The sequence below is a fragment of the Acinetobacter courvalinii genome (genome assembly GCF_014635545.1).
In the GTDB taxonomy this organism is placed as follows: domain Bacteria; phylum Pseudomonadota; class Gammaproteobacteria; order Pseudomonadales; family Moraxellaceae; genus Acinetobacter; species Acinetobacter courvalinii.
On sequence record NZ_BMDA01000001.1, the window covers coordinates 1982687 to 2009598 of the forward strand.

Consider the following 26912-nt stretch of genomic DNA (forward strand, 5'->3'; position numbering starts at 1 on the left):
GACCTAAATGTTTTTTGTTTTGATTTTTTCATATCGATCTTTCAATCAACCGATAAAAGCCTTGTCTTATAAAGTATAAAGATATACCCACAAGGTAATGGAAAATTACATAGATAAATCATCATAATTTTATTTAATGAACAAGGCATGTTCATCGGTATATCTCGTCAGCTTCTAGCAGAAGATTGACTCGACATTACATTTAAACAATAGCAACAATAAGGATCGTTAAAATTGATCACACATTCCCCCTTTTATAAACCGACTGTGCTGAAAAATGGAATCATGGCACTAGGTTGCGCCTTTCTCATCGGCTGTCATTCATCTTCGAATTCAGAAGTGACACCGCCCAAAAATTTAATCACCATCAAACGAGATAGCTTTGGTACACCTCATATTTATGCCAAAGATAGCTTTGGCCTGTTTTACGGCTATGGCTATGCGGTTGCAACCGATCGTTTATTCCAGATGGAGATGTCGAAGCGCACAGGTTTAGGTACTGTGGCTGAAGTATTGGGTCCCGACTATCTGCAATATGATATCGCCACGCATAGTCGCTTTAATCCAGAAAATATCAGACAACAAATTGCACAACTCTCCCCTCAAGACCGTGCAATTTTTGACGGCTATGCAGCAGGTTTTAATCAACGGGTCAAAGAAGTACTAGCCAATCCAGCACTCATGCCCAAAGAGTTTGTTGATTATGGCTTTAAACCCTCCCTCTGGGCATCAGAAGATATCGCCATGGTTTGGGTCGGCCTCATCCTCAACCGCTTTTTTTCAGCAAGTTCTGAAGTTTCAAATCTAGATTTACTCACCCAACTGCAAAAAGAAAAAGGGCAAGCTGAGGGTCTTAAAGTCTATCAACAATTACGTTGGCTAGATGATCCCAAAGCCCCAACCATTATTCAGTCCGAACAAGCCCCACAGTTTTCAGTACGGCAGCAAACTATCTCGAAAAAGGTGTTACCGATTTCCAGTCATGCGGCCGAAACATATTTAGCCCAAGCCCGTATTGCCATGGGAAAAAGCGTGATTGATGGTGTTCCAACAGCCAGCAATGCCTGGGTAGTGAAGGCAGATAAAACTATCGAAGGCCAGACTGTTTTATATAATGGGCCACAACAAGGCTGGTATACCCCTGCCATCACCTATGCAATTGGACTACACGGCGCTGGCTATGACTTAACCGGAATTACCCCTGTCGGTTTACCCGCAATTTTATTTGGTACCAATGGCAAAATCGCATGGGGCTCGACCGTCGGTTCACTCGATACTAATGATGTTTACCAACTCACTCTAAATCCAAGCAATTCAAAAGAATATTTATACAAAGGCGCTTATATTCCATTTGAGCACAAACAAGTAAAAATAAAAGTGAAAAATCAGGCCGACCATATTTTAGATGTTTATCAAAGTAAACAAGGCTTTGTCAGTACATGGGATGAAAAGAATCACACCGCCTATGCTCAAAAACGGAGCTGGGAAGGTGTAGAAATTGAAAGCTTATTAGGCTGGGCCAATGCAGCCAAAGCCAGCAACTGGAATGAGTTTCTTGCCCAAGCCAAACGTGTCGCAGCTTCAATCACCTGGTTTTATGCCGATACCCAAAATAATATCGGAGTCGCTGCGTTGGGTCGTTTACCGATTCGGCCTGAAAACCAGCATATTCAGCTTCCAGTGCTTGGCGATGGTTCAATGGAATGGCAAGGTTTCTACGATTTCTCGCATAACCCTAAACAATATAATCCAGAAAAAGGTTATATCAGTAGCTGGAATAATAAAGCCTTTGCAGGGTTACGTTCCGATTCCTCGAATTTCTCTTATGTTGATCGTGTCAATGAACTGATTGAACCTTTGGAAAGCAAACCCAAGTTAAGCCAGCAAGAGATTTGGGACATCAATAAAACAGGTGCCTGGTCGGATCTGAATGCACGCTATTTTATTCCCTCTATGATCAGGGCCGCACAAAGTGACAAAGCCTCAACACAGGCTAAAAAAGTCGCACCACTGTTGGCAGAATGGGATCTAAAATTACGCCCAGATCGTGAAGCAAAATATTATCAGGGTGCAGCACCAGCGATTATGCGCGCATGGCTGAATCAGATGATTGTGTTGGTGTTAAAACCGAACTTGTCTGAAAGTATTTATCAGCGTTATACCGATACGCTTTATCCGGTCAATCATGATCCGCGTAGTGCCCAGCCAGCCAGTGCTTCAAAATTAATCTGGAATGCATTGCAAGGAAAACAGTCAAGCGTTCCCCAAAAGGTTGATTTCTTAAAAGGACAAACAGCAGATGATGTGGTGTTAAAAGCTTTAGAAAACGCACTGACTGAACTTTCAAAACAGTATCATTCGACTGACCCGAATGACTGGAAAATTCCAGTGGCAACCATGGGCTTTTCCAGCAAAAATTCAGTCGGTATTCCATGGGCGGATGCTTCACATGAACAACAACTCAGTACCTATGGCAATACGGGAAGCGCGACCTTTAGAGTGGTGTTAAATCCAAATCAGGTCAGCATGTGTTCAATTTTGGCCCCGGGTCAAAGTGGCTTTATCCATCCAAATGGAAAACTGGATGCTCACTTTGCAGATCAACTGACTTTATTTGAAAATTATAAATGTAAAGAGGATGCGGTGAGTCAAAAGCAAATCGATCAAGCAACCCAGCAAACTATCACGTTAAATTATTAGTTTTTAGTTCAACTGATCTTAAAAAACGAGGTTTGTTATTTAATGACAAACCTCGTTTTCAATTAATAGCGAATCATCACTGATTTTAGTTCGGTATAATCTTCAATAAATGCATCTGAAAACTCTCTGCCAATTCCTGAAGCTTTTACCCCGCCAAATGGAACGGAAGGATCCAAGAACGTATGCATATTGACCCATAGAGTCCCTGCTTCAATTTTAGGAATCAACCGCAAAGCTTTAGATAAGTCATTGGTCCAGATACTTGCGGTTAAACCAAAACGCGACTGATTCATCAGTTGAACGAGTTCTTCATCAGTTTCGAATGGCATTACCCCGACCACTGGACCAAAAGTTTCTTCTGAAAATAAAGGATCAGCGGTATTTTTAAAGGAAATTAAAGTCGGCTGTACAAAATATCCAGTCTGATCTAGGGCCTCACCCCCTGCAATAATCTGCTTGTTAGCTTTTGCCATATCTAAATAATGTTTTACTTTATGAAAATGTGGCTGGTTAGCAAGTGGGCCAAACATACTCCCCTCATCCATCGCCGATCCAATTTTGAAACTAGAAAGTGCTTTCGAGAGTTTCTCGACCAGTTCATCATGTTTTGTATGATGTACAAAAAAACGCTCTGGGGATGCACAAACTTGACCTTGATGTACAAAAGTTGCTTGCAACAAAGTCGGTAAAATCTCATCAATATTTGCATCAGCCAAGATGGCTATGGCATTTTTACCCCCCAGCTCCAGACTGACACGGGTTAAATCACTACTCATCGCGAGCTTACCAATCGCAATACCTGTTGGGACTGAACCTGTAAATGAGACTTTCTTAACCAGTGGCGACTCAATTAAATATTGTCCCGTCTCTCCCTTACCTGTCACCACATTAATCACACCGGCTGGAATACCTGCTTCGATGGCAAGTTCAGCTAAACGTAATAAAGATAAGCTGGCAAACTCACTTGGTTTAAGCACAATGGTACAACCCGTGGTTAACGCTGAACCGATTTTCCATACACCAATCATCAGTGAAAAATTCCAGGGCACAATCCCTGCAACTACACCAATCGGTTGTCTTAAAGTAAAGGCCGTATATTGTTCACCTTGCATAGAAGGAATAGAGGGCTGCATGGTTTGACCATTGATTTTGGTTGCCCAACCAGCAAAATATCTTAAGAAAATAACAGATTGTGCGACTTCAAGATGACGGGAAATATTGATAAGTTTTCCTGTAGATAACGTCTCGAGCTGAGCAAGTTCTTCACCATATTGCTCAATTAAATCTGCGAGCTTATTCAGTTTAACGCCACGCTGATACGGTGTCGTTTCAGCCCAAGCATGTTGAAAAGCATGTTCAGCACTTTTCACCGCATTTTCGACATCGTGTTCACTACCAATACTAATTTGAGCAACCACTTGTTCAGTCGATGGATTTACAATATCCACTTTATCTAAAAGCTCGGCAGCAACTAATTTTCCATCAATAAAATGTCCATGTTGACGTGCCATAAATTGTTGTACGCTTGCTAAAATCTGAACTTCACTCATGTTCTTTTCCTCTTTTCATTTCTAAAATTTTGTTATGGCAGCAACTAGGCGACCTGATTCAAAATAAAGTCTGCACCGCGTTCACCAATCATGATGGCAATTGCGTTGGTATTACCGCTTGGAACTTGTGGGCAAATCGAACAGTCAACAACACGTAAGTTATGAAAACCATGTACTTTAAGGGTCTGATCTGTGACCGAATCTTGCGGAGCATTGCCCATTTTGCAGCTACCCGCGGGGTGATAGACCGTTTTAATGTTCTGGCGCATCCATTGATCAATCGCTTCAATATCATCAGGATCGATATTTGCAGGCTCAATCACTTCTTTGACAATTGCTTTCAATGCGGGCTGTTGTAATAAGCGAAGTCCGGCCTGTACCGCACGGATATTGGCATCAATATCTTCTTGATGACCTAAATAATTAGGATCAATAACAGGCAAATCTTTGGGATCTTTACTGCTTAAACGTAAAGTCCCACGTGCTTTTGGCTGTACATGTCCGACTTTAATGGTCAGGCCATGTGCCTGAGCAACTGCTTTTTCACCTGGGGTATTATCGAAATTATCCAGTACAGGTAAAAAATGAAATTGGACATCAGGTCGACCGTTGTTATTGGTGTCAATAAAACCACCACCTTCTAGAATATTGGTGGTTAGCAATCCTGAACGCGTAAAACACCATTGTAAAAAGTGTCGTACTGCGGCTAAACCTTGGTCTTCACCGAGCAGACTATTATGGGTTGTTACTGTCGCATTAACCGACATATGCAAATGATCGTGAAAATTGTCACCTACAGGTAAGTCTCGGATACATTCTATTCCGAGTTCATCTAAATGCTGTTTTGGACCAATTCCCGAAAGTAATAAAACCTTAGGACTACCAATGGCACCAGCACTCAGAATGACTTCTTTTTGAGCCTGTACCGTAATCGGTGATTTTCCCCCAACACTATAAGTCACCCCAGTCACCTGATCCCCTTGAGTTTCAATTTTATGAACTAATGCATCCGTAATAACCGTAAGGTCTGGGTGGTTTTCGACTGACTTTAAATAAGTTTTTGAGGTACTGGCCCGAGAACCGTTTTGAGTGGTCGTTTGATAAAACCCTACACCCGCCTGATCCCAGCCATTGATATCATTGACGTAATTCATCCCCATTTGTTGACCTGCTTTAATACAAGCAAGCGTTAAAGGATGGCGATAGCGGTTTTCACTGACAGGTAAAATGCCATCTTGTCCGTGATATTCATCAGCAAGACTTTCATTTTTTTCTGCTTTCTTAAAAAAAGGCAGCACATGTTGATACGACCACTGATTGCATCCCCATTCCGAGGCCCATAAATCATAATCCTGACGTTGACCTCGGCAATAGATCATGCCATTAACTGAGCTTCCACCTCCCAACACTTTTCCTTGTGCAAGGATCATTTCACGATGATTACAATATTTCTGCGGAACAGTCATGTATTGCCATGATTTTTGCTGGAATACTTTAACTACTGTGGCAGGGATGGTATGGAATAGACTGCTATCTCGGCTTCCTGCTTCTAATACAAGAACACGCCCTGCCTCGGCTTCTAATAGTCGTGCTGCAACCACACAACCTGCCGAGCCAGCACCAATCACGATATAGTCATATTGTTGATTCATCTGATTTCATCCTCATTTTATTTCTATCAATGCACCGCCAATAAACATGCTCTGCTTTGCCCTGATTTAATAGATGTATTGCAGAATCAACTGCGCATACACATTGGTTTTGTCATCGTAGTTTTGAGTACCACCGCTATGGATATCGTGTTTCGGTTTATAGAGACCGATTAAAGGAATAACGTTGAATTTTTGATTGACCGACCAGACCGAAAACACATCCAGCTCATGCCCATCGACATTGCCTAAAGACTTATTTACGGTTTGAAACTTATAGGCCAAAGCACCCAGCATAAAATTTTCTTTTAGATTCATACTGTAAGAAACTTGGTGAATATCTGCATTTTTATTGAATGGACCAGCATAATTTCCAGCAACTTCGCCCTGAAACCAGGTACCAAACCCAACTGTATTACCATAAAACATCGGATCATATTGGTCGGAAAAATGGCTAAAACGATAACCTAGTGACGGCGTATATTTTGAGGATAAAAAGTTATAGTTCAGTGCCAAATAGCCAGCATTTTCGTGGCTATCTTTTTTATCTTGAACTACAAACTCAGTTTTAACTTGTAGTTCCGGCAAAGGTTGATAATTCAAGCGTAAAGCATAATTCTTAAGATCTTCGCGCCCTGAAACCTGTTCAGCATCTTCAAGATCCAATACATTTAAATAGGTAAACCCAACGCCCTTATCTTTAAGCTGATAGATCAGATCAGTCACAAACAGTTCAGGTGAAAATTGTGCTTTATTGTCCGATTTTAAATAAGCCAGCTTTAGAGTTGTATTTTCTTGCGGTTTATACTGAAGCAAACTGGTAAAATCAAAGCTTCGACGGGCTGCCAGATAATAGGCACCACCCCGATCGAGTTTGCCATCCGCAGGTGCTTTACCGAGGTTTAACGCATCACCCGCAATGAAGAACCCGTCACCAATCATGATATTTTGTCGACCAATACTTAAATCATAAGTCGTCAACTCATCTTTATTGGTACCATCTTTAAAACCAATGATCCATTCATTCAGATCTGTTTTACGTTCTTTGCCATTACTGTTTTGGCCAGCATCACCATCACCAAATGTTGCCGAGCTGATCCCGCTCAAGCTTGCATAGAGCTGATGGTTTTGAAATGTTTGCTGCCCTTTGGCACCATATTTAAGATGACCTTCTTGCCAATTGATTCGTTCATCATCAAGGTTTTCACCGTTATAGCTTTTAGCGCTACTAAAAGCCCCGAAAGTTGCTTCAAAAGTTGGTTTAACTTCTAGCTCACCTGCATGTGCAGTTGAAAAAAATGAGACAAAGAGAGTCCCTCTCATAACTTGAGAAAGTAGCGTTTTCATACAAAATTCCTTTTTTGTCAGCGGACTGCTGGACGCTCAGCTCGGGGTAACCTCAGATTACCCTTTCTGGCTCATCTGCACTTTTAGTGATGGTCGTGCTGCCTGTTTTGCTCTTCTTCACCCAGATTCAACGTCGGGGTACTATCAAAGAAATTCCACGGTTTGATCAAGGTATAAACCCACTCTGTTGGCATGATTGGCCATTCTTCAGCACGCGCCACATGGGTGGTTCCTGTAGTCATCCAGACCACGAGGTCTTTATTTTCAATATTGTCATTGTTGCTAATGAATTGGCCTAAACCCGTATCATGGGTTGAACGGTTGGAATATTTACCTTCTGGATAACGTTCCTCAGGCTTATATTGCGTCACCCAAATTTGCTTATCCATAAAGTTGAGGCGTTTAAATAGCCATTCATCTGGGGCAAAATTGGCACCCTTCGCCACAGGGTGTGTTCCACCGGCAAAAGGAATCAGTTGATAAGAAACCGGATTACCTAATTTATTTTCCTTATTGAAATTCGTGAGTAAACGAATGGTAGACGGATCAAACTTTTCAGCCGCATTCTGCTCATTGCGAATCACTTTACTGTCAATTTGCATCGTACTTGTACGCACACCGCCTCGATCATTGGCCTTCACCACAGGGTCCATATGCATAAAGCTGTTGTTCTCACCATCTACATCCATATCTAAACGGAAGTTATAGATGTGTTGATGGGTTGTCCCCACAATATTATGGTCAATCAGAGTGCCATATTTAGTGTCTTCTTTGGCGGTACTGTCATGCATGGTGCGTGATTTAACCCCTTTAACCGCTTCAATACCCGTTGCACCAGCATTAATGCCAATTACACCATTTTGGGCAAAGACCCAGTCAAACATGTAATCGTAATTACCCACTGTGCTAATCCAGCGCACGACAAGTTCACGGCGTGCTTCGCTGGCGTCTTGATCACCAAAAATTTCTTGGTGTTTGTATTCAGGCCCTGCATAGCGCTCAAAAATGGCGATGGCATTGGGAATTACTTGTGGCTGGCCTTTGTAGTCAGCAATGACCGCATCCAGTAACACCGCATTTTCCGGTGCATCAGTCCCCAGTTGAATGGCCGATGTGAGTGTTCCCATGCCATACTCACCTGAGTCCAGATAAGATTTAAAGTACCATCCCATATCTGGGTCACCATAAGGAACCACCATCCCGCCCAGATTACCTTCATACATGACCTTGCGTTTTACGCCTTTATCTTTATAGGTCACGGTTGAAAGTTGCAAGCCGACACGTGAGTCGAGCGCGACATGGAAACACCAGTTGCCCCAATGTACCGTTTGTCCAGTAATGGTAAAGTTCTTGCCTTCAGGTTCACTGATGTTCAATGGCTTAATTTTCGGTGCTTTGGTATTTTTGGTGGCATAAGGACGATCTACCATTGGCACAGGAATCATTGCCCCTTCTTCGATTTTAATAATTTTTTCTTTATCCAGATCCACCACAGCGACCAGATTTTCAATCGGGTGCGCCCAATAATTACCATCGCCCGTATCCAGATAGGATACCACTTTTAAAACATTTAGCTGTTTATCCAAGCCATCTTTACCGCCAAAATAGCCAACGGTTAATGGATTGGTAATCACTTTCTTGACATCGGTGATGCCACGTTTCCGTAAAGCGTCCTGATATTCTTTGCTGGCCTCAATCACACGTTGTACGGTCTCGAAGTTATCCAGTAACACCATGCCGTGCGTATCTTTAAGGACATTCCATTTTGTGACTTGCTGTGTATTCAGGTTCACTTCACCTTCAATCGCCTGATTGCCTTTCAATAAAATGAACGACGCCACTCGATCATCTTTATATTCTTTATGATTGATAAAGAAATCCCAGACTTTGGCTTTTTCAGGTTCTTTCAGTTTTAACTCGGCAAAACGCATATTTGTATAGGCATACTTTGAGCGATTAATCACATCAAAGGTCTTTTTGATTTCATCTGTATTGAGGCTATTCAGTGGATGAAAGGTATTTTCAATTTTAAAGGTTTGATCTAAACCCGACTGGAACACTTCATTGAAAAAATCTTTCCCAATAATAGGTTTGCCATCTTTAATGAGTAACGGGACACTCAGTTTTAATGGTTTTCCATTCACCAAGACCTGATCCGAATTAGGTTTGGCTCTGACCTGCATGGAACCTTTGCTGATGGTATAGCTATTGGTAAAATCATCTTTAACGACTTTGGCCCCCTGCTCACTCATATTTTGATAAAACGGTACCATTTCAGCATGCCCACCATGCGCATAAGCCTGCGTAGTTAAGCCCCAACAGCTCGCAGCAATGGATAGGTTAAGCGCTAATATTTTTTGTATCTCTTTAAATAACTGTTGTTTAAGCATCATCTTCATCCTTTTCTGTCTATCCCTGAACGATCTTTTATGGACCGTTAAAATGCACTTTCCAATGTGTGAAACAGGTAAGATCAACCTACGATTTTGGTTTTCTTTGATCGTTCCAACCTTCTCTTATTGATTTAATTTCAACACAGTTGCATCGGTCTAGCTTGTTCAGGAATGACCTCGAACTTGTCTAAAAATGACATCAAAAATGCTTAAGCCAACATCGTTTCTCTAAATTCTTTCGGAGAGATGCCGTAGGTTTTTTTAAAGATTTTGGAGAAATGCGCGCCATCCCAAAAGCCCCATTTCAAGGCAAGTTGGGTGATCGAACTTTGTTTATTCCTTTTATCCAGCAGATCTGTTTTGACTCTTTCCAAACGTTTGAGCTGTATATATTTATTAATCGATAGGTTTTCCTGCACAAATAATCGATAAAGATGCCGTAGCGATACCCCAATATGTGCGGCAATGAGCTTGGGAGAAAGATCAGGTTTGGCTAAGTTTTCTATAATATAGCGCTCAGCTTTTTCTAAAAGATTATCGGCATGACTCATATTTTTATAATTAATAGTCGGCTTGATTAGGGCAATCAGCGCATCTTCAAAGGCATTGCCATCTTCACTCGCATACCAGAGCTTAATATTTTCAGGCGACATATTTTTCAGAATATTCTTGAGTAAAAACCCGCTCATATTTTGGGTAATCAGCTTGCCGAAATATTCCGAACTAATATGCTCATTCAGTAACTTTTCCCGCGACAGATGCACCGAAATTTGACTGACCAACCCCTGTGGAAACATGGAAATGGTTTCAACAGGATCAAGTAAAACGATATCACCCTCATTCAGGGTTAAGGTTTCATTTTTATACTCAAGCAGCATTTTGCCCGAATTCTGCAAAATCAAAAAACAGAAGCGATTATTGACCCGATCAACTTCATCCGCCTTTCGGACAATTTTATTGGCGTTATTTTTAATGAAGGCAATCTCGGTATCGCCCAATAAAAAACACTGCACCTCACCAATGAATAAATTACGGGTACCATCAAAATCCGTTTCAAAATTGCCGCATACATTTTTAATATGATGCGTCCAGCTTAACAGTGCGTCACTTACATATTGGTTCATCCGCTCACGTCCTTGTTACTACGGTATTCACGCGTTAAATTTTTCTGTCAAATATACGTCCTTGCACATTCTTTTTATTGATTGCTTAGAGAGTTGAGATAAGAAAGCTGATAAATCGTTTCAACTTATCAGCCTCATCCTGCTTATGCTACACCAGCAAAATCCCTGAGCATGGTAATAAAAATATCTTTTTGCTCATCTGAGTATTTTTCAAACACCTCATTTTGATGGCTATCTGCAATATCAAACAGATAATGCGCTGTTTTTTTGCCTTTTTCAGTCAATTTAAAAAATCCGTCGCTTTCAATCAGCAAGCCATCCTTTTGCAAAATCGATGCAGCCTGCTCCACTTCACGCATCGGCATGGCAATATCACGTGGCAGATCTGCCTTATTCGACGCAGTTCCACTACCGAGCACCAACAGTAAACGTGCTTCACTGGTACGGAATCCTGTCACCAACTGCTTGGGAATATAATCGGTCTGATAGAACTTGAACGCACGGCTCATCAGATAACAAACATTACTATATAAATGGCCCTGATGCATTTCACCAATGTCTTCAGCTTCTACCGTCTCTTTTAACTGAAGTAAGGGATGAGGAATTACACCAGAGTAAGCGCCTTGGTGATAGACCAATGGACTACGCCCTTCATCACGGAAACGCACCACTTTGCCGATAATAATCCAGTGATCACCGCCTTCAATAATCTGATGACGCTCACATTCAAACACCGCAGAGCAGTGGTCCAGAATCGGAGCCTGACCTGCCCCAGTCTGATAACTGGTACCTTCATATTTATCAATGTTACGGCGTGAAAATTTATTGGATAACTCGATCTGCGAGCCCGATAAAATATTCACGGCAAAATGTGAAGCCTGTTCAAATACCGGGAAGCTGGACGAGTTCTTATCAATACTCCACAAGATTAGCGCCGGATCTAAAGACACTGAATTAAAACTATTGGCAGTTACGCCTACCTTTTCACCCTGATCATTTTGCGCGGTCATAATGGTGACACCTGTGGCAAAATTCCCCAAAGCACGTCTGAATCGCATTGGATCTATTGTGATTTCATCCATTGATTTTAGTGAATTCATTATTCTCTCCTGAATCTTTTATCCTGTTTCTGGCCAATATTTGCTACCGATTTATCCTGATTAAATCGCTTAAATATCCAGTACCAATCTTGCTGACTTAGAACGTGAACAGCACACCAATATCTGCTCATTACTGGCTTTTTCTTCATCGGTAAAATACACGTCGCGATGATCAGGTTCACCCTCGATCACATCGCACATACAGGTGCCACACACACCTTGCTCACATGACATTTCAATCTCGATACCTTCACGCGCCAAGGCCTGCAAAATGGTTTCTTCTGCATTGACCAGAATGATCTTGCCACTTTGCTGCGCCACCACTTCAAAGGCATCGCCGCCTGTTTCAACCTCAACCTGAAAATATTCCTTATGGATTTGCTGTTCAGGGAAATTCTGTGTCAGGGCTAAATTGATGACCCAGTCCATAAAACCATTTGGACCACAGGTATAGATATGGCTGTCTTTATCAATATCTTGAATAGCGGATTGGAAAAACTCACGGTGACTGGCCCCTTCCGATTTAAAATGAAAGGTCGTGAAAGGCGCCAAGATGCCATGTTTAATTTCATCGACAAAAGCACAGCGTTCTGGGCTTGCACCACAGTAATGCAATTCAAAAGAAGTGCCTTCCTGTGCCAACTGATAGGCCATGGTAATCAGGGGAGTAATTCCGATACCGCCACCGATCAGTACTGCATGTCTGGATTTCACTAAAGGAAACAGATTTTTCGGTTCACTGACCTGAATCTGCATGCCATCCTTTAAATCATCAAAGGCCGAGACTGAACCACCACGTGATTCTGGGTCGCGTAAAATCCCGAGTCGGAACTTACCGACATCATTCGGGTTCTGGCACAATGAGTACTGACGCACCATGCCATTCGGGAGGTGCACATCAATATGCGCCCCAGCTTCAATTTTGGGTAATAGGCTCGAATTTGCAGATTCAAATTCCATCACTGCAACATTCCCACCTTCGACATGACGGTTTTTTACCACCACGTTATACAGTTTCGTCATGATTTCTCTCCCTGATATGCATCTCGCCCAAGGCTTAACGCATAAATAATCCACCGTTAATATCCCATGTCGCCCCAGTGACAAAAGCTGCACTTGGACTGGCCAATAAAGCACAGGTCTCGGCAATAAACGCCATGCTACCGAGTGCTTTGACCGGGATATTCTGGATGAACTGTTCCATTTTTTCGTCAGAGACCACGCTATGCACAATCGGTGATTCCATCGGTCCAGGCGCAATCGCATTCACCGTCACACCTTTGGCTGCAAACTCTTTGGCAAAGATTTTGGTCAGGGTGATAATGGCACCTTTGGTGGCTGCATAATGCGCACCAGTTGCCGTACCGCCATTTTGTCCAGCCAGAGATGCCATATTGACGATACGGCCATAACCTTGCGCTGCCATATATTTACCAATGATCTGACAAGACTGAAATGTGCCACGCTGATTCACTTGCGTGATCATGTCAAAATCCGCAGCACTGATCTCTAAAACTGGGGTTGCCTTGGTCATGGTGGCATTGTTAATCAACACATCCAGCTTTGAGAATGTCTGCTGAATCCACTGCACTGCGGCATGAAAATCGGCTTCAACTGAAATATCTAGTTTTAAGGCAAACATATTTTCTGCATGCGGGCTACGAGCTTTAGCCTGCTCAGCCTTTTCTAAAGTACTGGCAGATACAATTACTTGATGTCCCTGTGCTGCAAAATACTCAGCAATGACATTCCCTAGACCCGAAGCGGCACCTGTGACTAAAACAACCTGTTTCATTTTTTCGCTCCTAGAGAATATAGCTGATACCCGCCAAGCTATCGGTTGAGTTCACTAAATTGATAATTTTACGATTGATCTTAAAGCCTTGTTCCGCATCACGAACCAAATGGAAGGTCACGTCAGCGGTGTAATGTTTGAGATTTTCTTTACGGAATTCACGCAAATTCTGCGCACAACGCAAAATGATTTCACCATCTTGATCTTTGACGACACGGATACGCGAAACACTACGCACCGTATTGGCTTTAGGTGCAGTTGAAATCGCCTCACCATTTTCCAAACGCTGTACCCGTAACTTACGCATATGATGATCGTCATAGGCATAATTTAAATTGTTTTCATAATCGGTCAGTTTTGGATCGATCGGGATGATATACACGCCTTTTTCATTCCACAGATCCAGCCAAGTATCATGCTCAGAATGGTCCAGCATATCGGCTTCTGCCCAGACAAATGCAGTCACTTCATTCAGTAAATTTAAATCAATTTTCATGGCGCTCTCCTTAAGCCGTCATCATCTTTTTCCACTGCTGATAGGCAGCGCGCATCCCTGTTTCAGCACTGACATCGCTCTTTAAGCCATCTTCAGTTTTGACTTCACCTGGCAGGCCGCGATTGAGCATGATCCACAGGTCATTGCCTGCATTGGCACCATGTTGTACACGCTCCCACGCTTCTGAATCATCTGGCGTACCAAAACCAAATGGGCCTTGGAAATGTTCATGCAGACGTAAGCGATATTGGTTGGCAATTTGTGGACCGCCATCCATGGTAATCACGGAATGGTGAATCTCTGTTTCATTGACGGAAATCGGTTGCATCACTCGGAAGAACGCCATTGAACAGGCAATGTTCGGGAACAGGTTCAGGTTAAAACCAGAACCACCCACCGCACGGACCATACGACGCACTTCCAGCTCTTCATGCCCTTCATCACGTAAGGCTTGAGCCAAGTCTTCAAAACGTTCCTGAATTGGACGTTCCATTAACTCTTCATCCAAATCAACCAGTTCAGGAATCATCACCATCACACTGTGACCATTACCGAGGTCTTCGACATAGCCCGGCTGATTTTCAAAATTAAACAGTTCTTCGGTTTTTTCATCAACTGAACTTAAAAATGACTTGTGCACCAATGGGAAGTGATAAGCATCGGTGGTATTTTCCAATTGGATTTTCCAGTTCCCTGGAAAACGGAAACGATGTTCACCCAAGACTTTAATTGGGTAACCTGCACCTTGTTTCATAAACAAGTCGATCCATTTTTTCGCAGCGCCGAGGAAATCTTCTAATGGTTCAATATCCTGTTTAAAGGTGGCGAAAATCATGCCGTTGTATTCTTCAACGCGCAGGCTAATCAATGGAAACTCTGACTTATCCAGACATTCGCCATAACTTTCAGGAGAAGGCACGCCACGTAATGAACCATCCAGTGCATAGCTCCAGCCATGATACGGACAGACAAAACTGTTGGTTTTGCCTTTTTTATGTTCGCACACGGTTGCGGCACGATGACGGCAACGGTTTAGTAAGACATGCACTTTTTTCTTGCGATCACGCACCACCACCACAGGTTGCTTGCCAATATTGATGGTTTTATAGCTGCCTGCATCAGGAATCTCGCTGGCATGTGCCACCCAGACCCAAGTGCTGTAATAAATCTTTTCCATCTCATCTTCAAAGATTTTTTCGTCCTTATACAGTGAGGTATGCGCACGATCACTTTGCACCAAGCTACTGTAATCCATCTCAATATTCTGCATTGGAATAATATTGCTGTTCATATCCACGATCCTTTTCGGTCTATCCATTGGTTATTGCTGCGACGGTACTGGCAATGCGACTGTACTGTCCCAGTGAGATACGGGGCGACTAAAAATGTTTTCAGTCTGAAAATGTTTGATCTTCCAGCGACCATCGCGTTGCTGTTTAAATTGCACGGTGAGTTTGGCGGCATTTAAATGGCTACGACCATCACGGAAGGTTGAGGTTTGCAACATCAACCAGCTGGCATTGGCCTGATCTGCTTCGATATAGATTTGCTCTGAGCTAACAAAATGCGCATTCATGACAAAATGCGACTGCTGTTGGGTATAGCTTTTGAACATGTCATAAATGGCTTGCCATGAAGCATAACGACCAAAAGACTGCGCATATCTTTCGCCTATGCCTTCCCAAATGCTGTCCTGATCAAATAAATCCATCAATTCATTCAGGTCGGTATCGGCATTCAAGGCATCACAAATTTCCATATAACGGTTAATGCAGTTACGAATCGCATTTTGGGCTTCAAGCTGTTGTAGGCGTTGTAACAAAACCGTTAAATCCACTTGCGTATTCATCTCATTCATCCTTGCCATCACACTCTTTAATTCAATCCGGCTTATAAATAACCGGGTGCTGGTTTCATACCGAAGCTGACCAGACCTGCATTTTGCAAAGTGGCATCGCCCATAAAGGCATGCTGCGTCACCACATTGGTGTCGTTGACAAAGCGGCTAAACGGGTTATGGGTATAAATCGCGGTCATGCCTGCCAGCATCTGGATTTTGCGCGTGACACGGGCACAGACACGGGCCACATGGGTGCAGGACAAACGCATATCACTGATCTGTTCTGCGCTTGGGGTACGTCCTGCGACGACTTCATTCCAGACGATTTGCATGGTGTCGTAGAACCAGACGCGTGCAGCCTTAAACTCAGCTTCGGCTTGGGCAAATTCATATTGGGTTACAGGTCGGCTGGCAATTTCAGCACCGCCAGTAATTGAAGACTTGCCTGGCGCAAGTTTTTGAAATTCTTCGATCGCTGCGGCTGCCACACCAATCCCGACTACGGTTAAGACCTGAGTAGCTAAAGATAAAGATGGATATTTAAAAAATGGTTCAGGGAGTTTTGAAGGTTCGCCACGGACAAAGGTCCATTCCTTCGCCACCAGCACATCTTTGACGACCAGATCATGACTACCTGTGCCTTTTAGGCCAACAGTATCCCACGTCATATCGATTTGTGCTTTATTGGCTGGCATCACCGCCATACGCGGTAAACCTTGTGCTTCATTGTCCTTTTGCGGAGAAATGCCGACACCAACAATATCAGCGCCCATACAACCACTGGAAAACTTCCAGCGTCCACTGACCACAACACCATCATCAGTAATCTCAGCGGGTTGTGGTGGAAAAATGCCACCTGCAAACACAATATCAGGGCTATCTTTATACAACTGCTCAAGTGTTGCTTCTGGCAAACTGCCCAAGTAGGCAGGGCTCATACCAAAACTTGCGACCCAACCGACTGAGCCATCGGCCTTAGACAATTGTTCGATCAATTCACAAAACTGTTTGGGTGACCATTCATTGCCGCCAAAACGTTTTGGAACCAAAGCACGGTAAACGCCAATCTGTTTGAGTTTCTCGATGATGTCCTGACTGACATAGGCCTGATTATCAAACTCTCCGCTACAGGCACGTTTACGAATTTCCTGACATAAGGCATCTAATTGCTTTGTATTGCTATCCATTACAAATTCCTTTGTCGCTAAATGATTCATTCCCTTATTCCTTGTGATTTATTGCGCAGCGCTGACGATATATTTCGCAAGCGCACACAAATATTCATCGGCATTGCGTTTTGCCACGATCTGCAACCCCACGGGCTGACCTTGTTCTGTTTGCAGCGGTACTGAAATTGCAGGATGTCCAGACAGGTTAAATGGTCGAACCAAAGCGGTGAGATTTAAAAAAGCCACGGTATTTTCAGCATCAGCCAGCTTGGGCGGTAGCTGCGGTAAAGTCGGTAAAATCAAGGCATCGTATTGAGCCAGTAAGGCATCAAGCTCGGCGGTAAAATCTGCTCTCACCTGCTCGGCCTGTTTGACTTGGGCTAAGGTGGTGTCGGCGGCTTTCAATAAACGCCCATTGACGTCTGCACCGAGCAAGCCTGTTTGGGTCAACTCACCGTAAGCCTGCCAGTTTTCATAATTAATGATCTGCATGCCCGCATCGAAGGCCGCTGCAAAGCCTTCCACCGTTACAGTTGACACTGTCAAATTGGCTTGGGTTAAATATTGCTGGATCGTCTCAATCACGGCTGAATCAGCAGCGACATTGAGCCACGCCAGTTTTGGTGCCTGTGCTAATTCAGCCTGTGCATGAAAGGTGGGATCAATGATTTGCATGGCGCTTTCAAGCATTTCAACTGAGTTTGCAAAAGGGCCAACACAATCCAGTGAACTGCTTGCGGGATGTACGCCAGCACGGCTGACACGGCCAAAGGTCGGTTTTAAACCGTACACACCGCAACATGCCGCAGGCATACGAATCGAACCACCTGTATCCGTGCCTAATGTGAAATCTGCCAGACCAGCTGCAACTGCCGCCGCAGAACCGCTAGATGATCCACCCGGAATCAACTCAGGATATTTCGGGTTAATCACCGTACCAAAGCTATGGTTAATCCCTGTGATCCCGAAAGCCAGTTCATGCAAATTGGTTTTCGCGGTAATTTGACAATCTGCTGCCAAAATACGCTCGACGACTTCGGCATTGGCAGTTGCGGCTTGACTCTGCATCAAGGCTTTACTGCCTGCCATGGTCTTCATGCCTTGAATATCGATGGAATCCTTGACCATCACCTTCAAAGCGCCTGTACCTTTTTGTACCTCTTGTACAATAATATTCATTCACTTTTCCATGTATTTTTATACTTAATACAAATATCGGAAAAAGTAATGTAATTGTCAAGTATTTTTCGATACGAAGAATCAAGAAAATGTTTCTAATTTTTGTATAATGCTGAATGTCCATTTTTATAAAAGTAATGACTTGGCTATGCTTACGCATTTAGAACAATTTCTACCCAACAATGAACCGAGCAGCTTACAAAGCTATCCTTTTTTCTGGATCTCACAGGTGAATGGTAAATACACACAACTTATTGAAAAATCAATTAAAAAATTAGGAATCGACAATACCCGTCGTAAAATCATTTTAAGTACCAATGCACTTGAACAAGCCAGTATTACCGAGATTGCCAACCTCTCTACCCTCAAGCTGACCACGGCAACCAAAGCCGTTTACCGTCTGGTAGAAGACGGTATTGTGCAGGTGTTTTCATCTGAATCAGATGAACGGATTTCGATGGTGAAACTGACCGATAAAGGAAAAGAAATGGTTGAACAAATTAACCAGATCAGTCAGGTCACCCTCTCCGGGATTCTAAATGCATTTGATGATGCTGAATTGCACCAGCTCAACGGCCAATTAAAAAAGCTGTTTGATCTGATGCCTTCAAGTTAAGGCAACAACAAAAGCCCATGTCGCTACAGAGATGGGCAAAAGTTCAAACCAGGCCGACTACGGATTTAAAATATTAAACGGTGGTTTCAGCTGATTTGCGGCAATCCGGTCTACAAAAGTATGTAAAACCTGTTGTTTATAGGCCGCAATATCGACCTGCTGATAATCATAAAAGCCTTGCTGTTCACGTAGACCATTGCGTTGCTGTCGCATGTTCTCGGCAATAATTTCTGGCGTGCGATAACGTTCACCAAGCTCTTTTTCCAGATATTGGGAAGCGTAATACAGAATATCGCCACCTCCCCAGTCAATAAACTCCAGCAAGCCCAATACAGAAAAACGCAAACCAAATCCGGTCCGAATGGCGATATCGATATCTTCTGCCGAAGCCACGCCTTCTTCCACCATCCGCGCCGCTTCGTTCATGGCTAAGGCCTGAATCCGTGGCACGATATAGCCTGCTTTGGCATGACACACCACAGGTACTTTACCGATCAGCTGTAGAAAGCTTTTCAGTTGTGTAACGACCCTATCAGAAGTTTGCTCGGAACGGCTTAACTCAACCAGCGGAATCAGATAAGCAGGATTGAGCCAATGCGCATTCACCACCCGTTCTGGATGAGAAATCATCTGAGCAATATCAGTGACCAGAAAGGTTGAAGTGGTCGATGCAACAATACAAATCGGTGTAATATATTGATCCAGCCAAGTAAAAATATCTTGTTTGGCTTGCCTGAGCTCGGGTACAGCTTCCATCACCAGATCACAGTGCGCTAAGACTGATATTGAAGCCTCGCGACTTAAAATCTGAATCTGATCCAGAATAAAGAGGCTTTGTTCAGATTGAATAAACTGGATACGTTCCAGCAACTGCAATTCTTGTTTTAAGTCGGTTCGGATGTGAGCTTGATATTGCTCAAACTCAGCCTCGGTACGTTGTCGGGCATCGATTAAAGCCACATTTAATCCCGCATAGGCAAAGGCAATTGCAATGGCTTTGCCCATCCGTCCAGCGCCAAGTACAGCAACCTGTTGAATCGATGTCATATCAGACTCCTTGCTGCAAAGTCGCTTGCAACTCAGCCTTGCTTTTATCGGCGAGTCCCAGATTCTCAAACGTCCGCCCGTCCTGATATAAATCCTTGCCTGTCACCGCAGACGCAATATTCAGTAGCCCTTCTGCTACAGGTGTCGCGACACCCGCCCAACGTCCCACTGAAACCAGAAAGGATAGCCCCAGACGCGTATCTTCCAGCATGTAACGGTGTGTCTGTAAGTCAATGTCCTCACGCCAGTCCCCACTATCCGTCAATTTTCCATGCGCGCCACGGCCATACATCCATTCATCGCCTTCCCCCGCTTTATTGTAATGATCCGCCAGCGGAAAATGCGGTGCAGAATAACCCAATGCTTCCCTTACACGCATACGCTCTGCATCAAGCTGATTGGTGACACGGCGAATCGACGGTTGTGTCCCTTCATTATGAATATCCCAAGCCTCAAAATGTTCTAGTGGTCCCGCATTCATTAGAATCAACGGTGGATGAATAATCGGCCCGGCATTCATCAAGGCACCGCTGAGACTGTCTTCGATCGGCTCAACACTTGGATAAGCCTGTTTCAAAATTTGAAATGCATGCTCGGACAAGCTGCTTGGGAATACCCCCGTTGGTAAACGGGTTGCATAGCCACTCACCACAATCTGATTGACGCCGTGCTTACGTACCAGATACGGTAAGGTGCCGGTTTCGGCAAAGGCCACTTGAGCCGTGTTACCTGCCTCACGCATGGCTTTGGCAAAAATAAAACTACCAAAGGTTGCAGGCGGTAAATACACCACTTGGCCCGCTTGAAAGAACGGCGCGGCCCGCTGCGCCAAATCCAGATGTGTGGTTGCGGGTAAAGGAATAATAATCAGCTCGGCATGCTGGATGGCGTGTTGTAAATCATCGGTCAGATTAATCTGACTCCGCTCAAAACCGACTGTGACACGACGATCGCCCTGATAATCTTTAATCTTGAGTTCACCGGTTGCTGCCAGCTGTTGCAAAGCCTCACGGTCACGGCGCCATAGCACCACCTCGTGGCCTTTTTCTGCCATCTCTAATGCTGCGGCATAACATCCGTGTCCACCACCGAGTACTGTAATTTTCATGTGCATTCCTGCTGATTGATTTGTCATTCAGCATAGAACGGTCAGCCTAAACCGGCTTATCCAAATGCGCAGTGATTATTCCATTTACGACCGTATTTCACTGAGTTGTACAGGAGTCATTTTTAAAGTGTGTGAAGGCAGACAGCCGAAGCGCTTTTTATACAAGGTAGAGAAATGTCCAAAACTTTGGATGCCATGATCCAGTAAAATATCGGTGACGGTTTGATGTTCCACGGCTTGCTGTAAAGCAGAATGTACCCGCTCCAGACGTTGCTCACGGATATATTCGACGGGTGTCTGCTGTAGATATTGGCTAAAACCCTTTTGTAGACTGCGGATCGACACCTCACAATATTGACTCAGCGTCGCTAGCGAAATCGCTTGATGCAGATTGTCCTGAATATATTGCTGCGCTTTTTTGATATAGCCTGGCACAAGCTGTTGACGCTGTGCATTCAGCTGCTCACTATAATTATTGGGGATTTTAAGCAGAATCAGCCCGATCAGGTATTGGGTAAAACTGGCTGAGATAAAGCTCCAGTTCCGGATATTATGATAGGCATGACAAAGATAATTTAGCGTTTCAACAATGGCACTCATCCCTTCTGCGGTACAGGACAGACCACTATCGAAGCAGACGGGCGCCTGACTGGTATGGCCCAGCATTTTAAACAGCTGAGTTTCGATCTCCTGTTGGGATAATTTTAAAATAATATTGCGGCAATGCTGATTGGTCACAATCTGCTGTCGGGTATGCGGATGAGTCACCGACATAATGCCTGCAGATTGTAGCAGTTGCTGGTTTGCCGCCCCGACCTGACATTGCCCTTCCAGGGTGATCCTGAACAGATAAAAACTCGAACTGTCATCAATACAGATGACGACCGGTGCACTATATTTCAGATCATACAGCGCCCCATTACCAAAGCTAAAACCATTCAGGCGCGTGTTCAACGGCTGTTGGGTCTCAACATCAAAACGATGCGGGCAGAGATAATGACTGATTTGATCTTTAATGGTCTGGTAATCACTGGACTGAAATAATAAAAACTCATCCAGATAATGCAAATGATCCAGTTTAAATGTCGCGTGCATCACTTCACTCCCTTGTTATGGGTTTCGCCAGCAAAGCATAAAGCCCATTACAAAAGAATGGGCTTTATGCTTGCACTTAGGTCAGATCAAGAAGCATGTTCCTGCTGCATACTGTCGCTAAATGCCTGACAGCCTTTTTTCAATAAAATAAAGGCCAATACACAAGAAATCGTCCCGACAATCGACAAGGATGTGCCAACCATCAATGGATTTTCAAACACTTTATCGGTAATCAATGCCACCAATGTGGTACCAATGCCGACCGCAACCAGATTACTGATCAACAAGAATACTGCCGAGATTTGTGCACGTAACTGGTTTGGCGCCAGCATTTGCATGGCTGTGGTAGAAATCGGCATCGGGAATGAAGCAAAGAACATTGCAGGCACCAGAAACACCACCGATAGCCATAACTCATTCACTTGCGTAAACACCATGATCGGGATCACTAAACCGACAATCCCAATCACACCGGTGATCATCGGGGCATCTTTACGGCCTTTTTGAATAAACCAGTCATTCAGCCAACCCGCACAGAATACGCCTAGAATATTGGCCACCAGTAACACACTGCCGAGCATATAACCCGCTTCAGTCGGGGTTAATCCAAACTTACGCATATAAAATGCGGGTGACCAGCTGATCAGGCAATACAGCGCCATCGCGTAGAAGGTAAAACCTAAATAATGGCATTTAAAGGTACGCCCATGCTTTTTGATAAACTTAAACGCATCTTTCATGCTGGTCTTTTCAACCTGCCCCTGTGCATTTAAACGCTGGCCTTTACGCTGCGGCTCTCTCACCGTCAACAACACCAGTAAACCGATAAATACTCCAGGCAGCCCCACAATAATAAATGCTGCTTGCCAAGCCTTGAGTGCACCAAATACCGGAACTATGATGCTGTCCATATTTTTCAGCAAGCCAATCACATAACCACCAACCAGAAAAGCAATACCGCCACCGACAAAGGAGCCGATCGAATATACCGCCACGGCACGGCCCAGCTTGTCCTTGCTAAACATATCACTAAACATTGAATAAGCTGCGGGTGACAAAGCAGCCTCACCGACACCGACGCCCATACGACTTAAAAAAAGCTGGATAAAATTCTTGCTCAGACCACAAAATGCGGTCGCAATACTCCAGAACACCACCCCGATGGCAATAATTTTTGGACGTGAAAACCGGTCCGCCAGATAGGCCAGCGGCAAGCCCATAAAGGCATAAAACAATGAAAAGGCCAAACCATGGAGTAGACTGAACTGGGTATCGGAAAGACCCAGATCGGCCTTGATCGGCTCGATCATCAGCGCCAGTATTTGCCGGTCGATAAATGAAAAGATATAGGCCAGCATGCACAGTAGTACCACATACCAGGCGTATAGATTTGAGTGAGCACGTGCTGGCTCGGTTGAGTGCGTATCCATTTTGCTTCCTTGTCCATGTCATTGTTCTCATGTGTCTGCTTATTGAAGGGTGTAATCACCAGAATTCATCTCCTTTTCTGGCTCAGCTTCAATAAGGTTAATTTCTCCCTCCTATAATTATTATTTTTACATGGAATTTTCCATAATATTTTAGGTATAAAGTTATACCTTTTTTACCCATTCAGCACGCAATATTGTTCATTTGAAGGTAAAATCAGGATTTAAAACCAGCTCAAATGCTGCTAAGCGACTGAAAAAATAGCTGTTCTTTAAAGGAAAAGATTAAATGTAGAATTAGCGCGAATAGAGGAAATCTAAATTTATTTTAAAATGATATTGAATTTTACATTTATTTTTGTTTTAAAATAACATGAGATAATCAATTTTCAATGGAAATGAACATGGCGTTTAACAAAGAACAGGCAATCGAAAGCATCCATAGCATGCACGTCTTGATCGAAAAAATTTTTAGCGGCAAACACTCGGAACAAGACCTTCCCCAACTGATTGACTATTTTGCTGATCATTTTGAAATGGTCGGTGCGGCTGGTAAACGTATTTCTTTCGAACAAGTGAAAGGCCTATTTGCCAACAATCAGGGCAAGATGCCAGATATCCAGATTGAAATCTATGATGAACAGATCCTGATGCAAAAACCTGATGCGATCGTACTCACCTATACCGAAAAACATACCAAAGATTCAGGCATTCTGATCCGCCGTTCTTGTGCATTGATTGAAGAAATTGATGGCAAAATGTTGTGGAGTTATTTACAAGAAACCTTCTTGCCTTGAATTCAGACTGTGACGGGTTTAAACGCATTCATTGATGAGCAATCATCAAATATGGGGGGTTGAACCGAAATCATTCATTTAATTTTTGTTCCAGCCATTCCATCAGATCGCGAGTGTTACGATTGCTCACTTTTGCTTTATTTGGGATGTAATAACATAGTTCAGACTGGATGGATTTAGTCTGGTATTGCTGGAGCTGGTTCAGTTTCAGCAATCGGCTCATTAAGGTGGTAGAGGCAAACACAAATCCATTGCCAGCCAGTGCTTCCTGAATACCAAACAGCTCCTGATCAAAAGTTTTTACGATAATATTTGAAGACGCTATGCCATTTAGTGCACACCATTCCTCCAAAGGGGGCGCAGCCAATGCCTTGTTTTTCCACGTTGTAGTAAAAATCAGCATCGGTTCATCGCCAGCAGTAAGCAGATCAAGCTGTGCTCGGCCGAACAGATTAAATGTTTCGTAACGTATAATCTCTGAGGCAGGCACAGACGCAATATTGCCCAAACGTACGGGCAAATAATAAAGTTGATTGTCCAAGCTCTCCCCTGTTGAAACCTCTACAGATATATCGGGATGGATCGAATAAAATTCATGCAGGGCTGGTATTAAAAGCAAAGCCGCTAAAGATGAAGTCGTCGTCACGTTCACCACATGACTTGCCAGACTGATCTGCTCTACTGCCTCCTCAATGCTTCTAAATCCCTCTGAAATCTGCTTCGCGAATTTTGCACCGACTTCGGTGAGTACAATTTTTCTGACTTCGCGATGGAATAAATCAACGCTTAACCGATGCTCAAGCTTGGCAACATGATGTGAAATCGCTGTCGGTGTCAGTGAAAGTTCCTCAGCGGCCAGTTTAAAGCTACCTAAACGCGCAGCTGACTCAAATGCTTTTAATGCCTGTAAAGAAACTTGCATGCCACGCTCCTATAGAAATAATAGATGAATTAAAATCATCTATAGCTGTGATTTACTCGTTTGTCTAGCGCTCTGTATCATTCCAGAATGGTGTCATCTTGAACGCAGTAGAGTCCGATCACATGAGTACCATTTTACATATCGATGCCAGTATCCGTGCGGCCAGTAATCCCAACCCGAACCATAATTCCATTTCAAAGAATATTGCCCATCACTTTATCCAAACCTGGAAAACACGATATGCCATAGGTGAATATATTTATCGTGATGTCGGTATCAATCCACCGCCTTTTATTACTCAGGAGTGGATGGGAGCTGCATTTACCCCAGAACAAAATAGAACGGCGCAACAACATGACTTACTCAAGCTTTCTGATCAGTTGATTGCTGAAATTGTCGCGGCTGATCTCATCATTATTTCATCACCAATGTATAACTATGGCATGCCAGCTCAACTCAAAGCCTGGTTTGACCAAATTGCCCGGGTAAACAAGACCTTTGATTTTGATCTTACACGGGGTGATTTTCCTTTACAGCCAACCTTGTCTGGTAAAACCTTGCTGATTATCACCTCAAGTGGTGAATTTGGTTTTGAACAAGGTGGAATCAGAGCGCAGATGAACCATCTGGTGCCCCATCTGCACACCGTCAGCAAATATTTGGGAGTTGACAAAATTTATGAAATTGCCTCCGAATATCAGGAATTTGCGGATGATCGACATCGTCAGTCTGTCGCAGATGCTTATGCCAAAGCCGAACAGCTTGCGCTCGAACTGGGTCAGGAATTAGAGCTAATGATCGAAGCCAACGCTGTAGTCCTGAGCTAATCTGGCTTAGGTTGCATAGCCTATTATTTTTACTGAAGAATAAGGACTCCTCTCTCACCTTATTCTTCCGCAGTTCTACTGTGAACTTAAAAGATTCAAATCAAGGGTGTCAGGATAAGGGTAAAAGTATTTACATGAACTATAAATACTTATTGCAGCGATCAGCTAGAATTGAGCCTGACCCAGTGCTATCGGCAATTGCTCAATACACTGAATGTCGTTATCAATAGAGAAAACAGGATAGTTTTATGGACAAACCTATACTATGCCCGAAATGTGGTTCTACCGAAGTGGAAACACGTAATCATGACAAATTACTGAAAACTACAGGTGGTGTGTTACTGACAGCCGCAGGAACGACAGCAGGTACGGTCGGTGGTGCTGCAGGTGGTGCATCCATCGGTGCAGCAATTGGTACAGTGGCTGGTCCCTTAGGTGTGATTGTTGGCGGTACGGTCGGTACTTTTGTTGGCGCGATCAGTGCAGGGATCACAGGGGGCGTGATTGGCAATATGTTCGGGAAAAAGGCAGGTGTCATGGTCGACAAAAATATTTTTCAGGACTATCGCTGTCTGAAATGCAAATACCGTTTTAAGCAAAAAAAATAATATTTCATACCAGTGAACTCATTTGGAGGATACGTGTTTAGACCAGTTCTCCAGATGCTTTCATTCAACTTGACAACAGTTGCTCATCCTTTTCCTTTATATCTCCCCTCCTGATCTACACTG

The 26912-nt window shown here is 43.6% G+C and carries 23 protein-coding genes; 5 read left to right on the plus strand and 18 right to left on the minus strand.

Annotated features, from left to right (window positions below):
- Positions 1–285 precede the first annotated feature (285 nt).
- A complete protein-coding gene (locus IEV39_RS09065) occupies positions 286–2700 on the plus strand; it encodes a penicillin acylase family protein (protein ID WP_050560209.1) in 2415 nt (804 codons plus the stop codon).
- Positions 2701–2762: 62 nt separating this feature from the next.
- Here IEV39_RS09065 and IEV39_RS09070 read toward each other — a convergent pair whose 3' ends face one another.
- The 13 genes from IEV39_RS09070 to IEV39_RS09130 all read right to left on the minus strand — a co-directional run bounded on the left by IEV39_RS09070 (position 2763) and on the right by IEV39_RS09130 (position 18342).
- On the minus strand, positions 2763–4250 hold the full coding sequence (locus IEV39_RS09070; RefSeq protein ID WP_005284196.1) for an NAD-dependent phenylacetaldehyde dehydrogenase: 1488 nt from the start codon (positions 4248–4250) through the stop codon (positions 2763–2765).
- 44 nt (positions 4251–4294) lie between these two features.
- Positions 4295–5902: a GMC family oxidoreductase gene (locus tag IEV39_RS09075; RefSeq protein WP_005284193.1), complete on the minus strand. Its 1608-nt coding sequence runs from the start codon at positions 5900–5902 to the stop codon at positions 4295–4297.
- Between the two features lie 66 nt (positions 5903–5968).
- Positions 5969–7222 (minus strand): hypothetical protein, encoded by a 1254-nt coding sequence (locus IEV39_RS09080; RefSeq protein ID WP_126687546.1) that lies wholly within the window; start codon positions 7220–7222, stop codon positions 5969–5971.
- Between the two features lie 107 nt (positions 7223–7329).
- Positions 7330–9645 (minus strand): primary-amine oxidase, encoded by a 2316-nt coding sequence (gene tynA, locus IEV39_RS09085; protein ID WP_167510597.1) that lies wholly within the window; start codon positions 9643–9645, stop codon positions 7330–7332.
- A 203-nt stretch (positions 9646–9848) separates the two neighbouring features.
- The gene (gene feaR / locus IEV39_RS09090) at positions 9849–10763 is read right to left on the minus strand and encodes a transcriptional regulator FeaR (protein ID WP_005229183.1); all 915 of its coding nucleotides are present in this window, start codon (positions 10761–10763) and stop codon (positions 9849–9851) included.
- A 143-nt stretch (positions 10764–10906) separates the two neighbouring features.
- Positions 10907–11866: a p-hydroxyphenylacetate 3-hydroxylase reductase component gene (locus IEV39_RS09095; RefSeq protein ID WP_167510605.1), complete on the minus strand. Its 960-nt coding sequence runs from the start codon at positions 11864–11866 to the stop codon at positions 10907–10909.
- 66 nt (positions 11867–11932) lie between these two features.
- The gene (locus tag IEV39_RS09100) at positions 11933–12886 is read right to left on the minus strand and encodes a PDR/VanB family oxidoreductase (protein ID WP_005229181.1); all 954 of its coding nucleotides are present in this window, start codon (positions 12884–12886) and stop codon (positions 11933–11935) included.
- Between the two features lie 34 nt (positions 12887–12920).
- Positions 12921–13658: an SDR family NAD(P)-dependent oxidoreductase gene (locus tag IEV39_RS09105; RefSeq protein WP_005284184.1), complete on the minus strand. Its 738-nt coding sequence runs from the start codon at positions 13656–13658 to the stop codon at positions 12921–12923.
- Between the two features lie 10 nt (positions 13659–13668).
- Entirely contained in the window at positions 13669–14154 is a 486-nt protein-coding gene (locus tag IEV39_RS09110) for an aromatic-ring-hydroxylating dioxygenase subunit beta (RefSeq protein WP_005284182.1), read from the minus strand.
- Positions 14155–14164: 10 nt separating this feature from the next.
- A complete protein-coding gene (locus tag IEV39_RS09115) occupies positions 14165–15445 on the minus strand; it encodes an aromatic ring-hydroxylating oxygenase subunit alpha (protein ID WP_005284180.1) in 1281 nt (426 codons plus the stop codon).
- Positions 15446–15475: 30 nt separating this feature from the next.
- Positions 15476–16003, minus strand: coding sequence for a nuclear transport factor 2 family protein (locus IEV39_RS09120; protein WP_005284177.1), 528 nt, complete (start codon positions 16001–16003; stop codon positions 15476–15478).
- A 41-nt stretch (positions 16004–16044) separates the two neighbouring features.
- Positions 16045–17211, minus strand: a complete 1167-nt coding sequence (locus IEV39_RS09125; RefSeq protein ID WP_005284174.1) for an acyl-CoA dehydrogenase family protein — start codon at positions 17209–17211, stop codon at positions 16045–16047.
- An 18-nt stretch (positions 17212–17229) separates the two neighbouring features.
- Positions 17230–18342: an amidase gene (locus IEV39_RS09130; RefSeq protein ID WP_005284172.1), complete on the minus strand. Its 1113-nt coding sequence runs from the start codon at positions 18340–18342 to the stop codon at positions 17230–17232.
- A gap of 148 nt (positions 18343–18490) precedes the next feature.
- On the opposite strand from IEV39_RS09130, the gene IEV39_RS09135 reads away from it, so the two are divergent.
- Complete coding sequence (locus IEV39_RS09135; RefSeq protein ID WP_032873109.1) at positions 18491–18958, plus strand: MarR family winged helix-turn-helix transcriptional regulator; 468 nt, start codon at positions 18491–18493, stop codon at positions 18956–18958.
- A 57-nt stretch (positions 18959–19015) separates the two neighbouring features.
- Here the strand turns inward: IEV39_RS09135 and IEV39_RS09140 are convergent, their stop codons facing one another.
- The 4 genes from IEV39_RS09140 to IEV39_RS09155 form a co-directional block, all read right to left on the minus strand.
- Positions 19016–20005 (minus strand): 3-hydroxybutyryl-CoA dehydrogenase, encoded by a 990-nt coding sequence (locus IEV39_RS09140; RefSeq protein WP_005284166.1) that lies wholly within the window; start codon positions 20003–20005, stop codon positions 19016–19018.
- Between the two features lies 1 nt (position 20006).
- A complete protein-coding gene (locus IEV39_RS09145) occupies positions 20007–21113 on the minus strand; it encodes an NAD/NADP-dependent octopine/nopaline dehydrogenase family protein (RefSeq protein ID WP_005284163.1) in 1107 nt (368 codons plus the stop codon).
- An 84-nt stretch (positions 21114–21197) separates the two neighbouring features.
- Positions 21198–22208, minus strand: coding sequence for an AraC-like ligand-binding domain-containing protein (locus tag IEV39_RS09150; RefSeq protein ID WP_005284160.1), 1011 nt, complete (start codon positions 22206–22208; stop codon positions 21198–21200).
- Between the two features lie 86 nt (positions 22209–22294).
- Positions 22295–23638: a spinster family MFS transporter gene (locus tag IEV39_RS09155; protein WP_005284157.1), complete on the minus strand. Its 1344-nt coding sequence runs from the start codon at positions 23636–23638 to the stop codon at positions 22295–22297.
- A gap of 401 nt (positions 23639–24039) precedes the next feature.
- Between IEV39_RS09155 and IEV39_RS09160 the strand changes: the two genes are divergently transcribed.
- Positions 24040–24432 carry a hypothetical protein gene (locus IEV39_RS09160; protein WP_005284153.1) on the plus strand — a complete coding sequence of 131 codons (393 nt, stop codon included), beginning with the start codon at positions 24040–24042 and terminating at the stop codon, positions 24430–24432.
- Between the two features lie 70 nt (positions 24433–24502).
- Here IEV39_RS09160 and IEV39_RS09165 read toward each other — a convergent pair whose 3' ends face one another.
- Positions 24503–25354 (minus strand): LysR family transcriptional regulator, encoded by an 852-nt coding sequence (locus IEV39_RS09165; protein ID WP_005284150.1) that lies wholly within the window; start codon positions 25352–25354, stop codon positions 24503–24505.
- A gap of 122 nt (positions 25355–25476) precedes the next feature.
- Here IEV39_RS09165 and IEV39_RS09170 point away from each other — a divergent pair, with 122 nt between their 5' ends.
- Positions 25477–26181, plus strand: a complete 705-nt coding sequence (locus IEV39_RS09170; protein ID WP_005284147.1) for an FMN-dependent NADH-azoreductase — start codon at positions 25477–25479, stop codon at positions 26179–26181.
- A 248-nt stretch (positions 26182–26429) separates the two neighbouring features.
- Positions 26430–26789 carry a hypothetical protein gene (locus tag IEV39_RS09175; RefSeq protein ID WP_005229164.1) on the plus strand — a complete coding sequence of 120 codons (360 nt, stop codon included), beginning with the start codon at positions 26430–26432 and terminating at the stop codon, positions 26787–26789.
- The last annotated feature ends 123 nt before the right edge of the window (positions 26790–26912 follow it).

Bases quoted from the DNA above. Each gene is read 5' to 3' on its own strand.
- IEV39_RS09065 (WP_050560209.1), top strand. From the start codon at position 286: ATGGCACTAGGTTGCGCCTTTCTCATCGGCTGTCATTCATCTTCGAAT.
- IEV39_RS09110 (WP_005284182.1), bottom strand. From the start codon at position 14,154: ATGAAAATTGATTTAAATTTACTGAATGAAGTGACTGCATTTGTCTGG.
- IEV39_RS09155 (WP_005284157.1), bottom strand. From the start codon at position 23,638: ATGGATACGCACTCAACCGAGCCAGCACGTGCTCACTCAAATCTATAC.
- IEV39_RS09105 (WP_005284184.1), bottom strand. From the start codon at position 13,658: ATGAAACAGGTTGTTTTAGTCACAGGTGCCGCTTCGGGTCTAGGGAAT.
- IEV39_RS09135 (WP_032873109.1), top strand. From the start codon at position 18,491: ATGCTTACGCATTTAGAACAATTTCTACCCAACAATGAACCGAGCAGC.
- IEV39_RS09165 (WP_005284150.1), bottom strand. From the start codon at position 25,354: ATGCAAGTTTCTTTACAGGCATTAAAAGCATTTGAGTCAGCTGCGCGT.
- IEV39_RS09080 (WP_126687546.1), bottom strand. From the start codon at position 7,222: ATGAGAGGGACTCTCTTTGTCTCATTTTTTTCAACTGCACATGCAGGT.
- IEV39_RS09140 (WP_005284166.1), bottom strand. From the start codon at position 20,005: ATGACATCGATTCAACAGGTTGCTGTACTTGGCGCTGGACGGATGGGC.
- IEV39_RS09160 (WP_005284153.1), top strand. From the start codon at position 24,040: ATGGCGTTTAACAAAGAACAGGCAATCGAAAGCATCCATAGCATGCAC.
- IEV39_RS09175 (WP_005229164.1), top strand. From the start codon at position 26,430: ATGGACAAACCTATACTATGCCCGAAATGTGGTTCTACCGAAGTGGAA.
- IEV39_RS09100 (WP_005229181.1), bottom strand. From the start codon at position 12,886: ATGACGAAACTGTATAACGTGGTGGTAAAAAACCGTCATGTCGAAGGT.
- IEV39_RS09115 (WP_005284180.1), bottom strand. From the start codon at position 15,445: ATGAACAGCAATATTATTCCAATGCAGAATATTGAGATGGATTACAGT.
- IEV39_RS09130 (WP_005284172.1), bottom strand. From the start codon at position 18,342: ATGAATATTATTGTACAAGAGGTACAAAAAGGTACAGGCGCTTTGAAG.
- tynA (WP_167510597.1), bottom strand. From the start codon at position 9,645: ATGAAGATGATGCTTAAACAACAGTTATTTAAAGAGATACAAAAAATA.
- IEV39_RS09070 (WP_005284196.1), bottom strand. From the start codon at position 4,250: ATGAGTGAAGTTCAGATTTTAGCAAGCGTACAACAATTTATGGCACGT.
- feaR (WP_005229183.1), bottom strand. From the start codon at position 10,763: ATGAACCAATATGTAAGTGACGCACTGTTAAGCTGGACGCATCATATT.
- IEV39_RS09150 (WP_005284160.1), bottom strand. From the start codon at position 22,208: ATGCACGCGACATTTAAACTGGATCATTTGCATTATCTGGATGAGTTT.
- IEV39_RS09125 (WP_005284174.1), bottom strand. From the start codon at position 17,211: ATGAATCATTTAGCGACAAAGGAATTTGTAATGGATAGCAATACAAAG.
- IEV39_RS09120 (WP_005284177.1), bottom strand. From the start codon at position 16,003: ATGAATACGCAAGTGGATTTAACGGTTTTGTTACAACGCCTACAACAG.
- IEV39_RS09075 (WP_005284193.1), bottom strand. From the start codon at position 5,902: ATGAATCAACAATATGACTATATCGTGATTGGTGCTGGCTCGGCAGGT.
- IEV39_RS09145 (WP_005284163.1), bottom strand. From the start codon at position 21,113: ATGAAAATTACAGTACTCGGTGGTGGACACGGATGTTATGCCGCAGCA.
- IEV39_RS09170 (WP_005284147.1), top strand. From the start codon at position 25,477: ATGAGTACCATTTTACATATCGATGCCAGTATCCGTGCGGCCAGTAAT.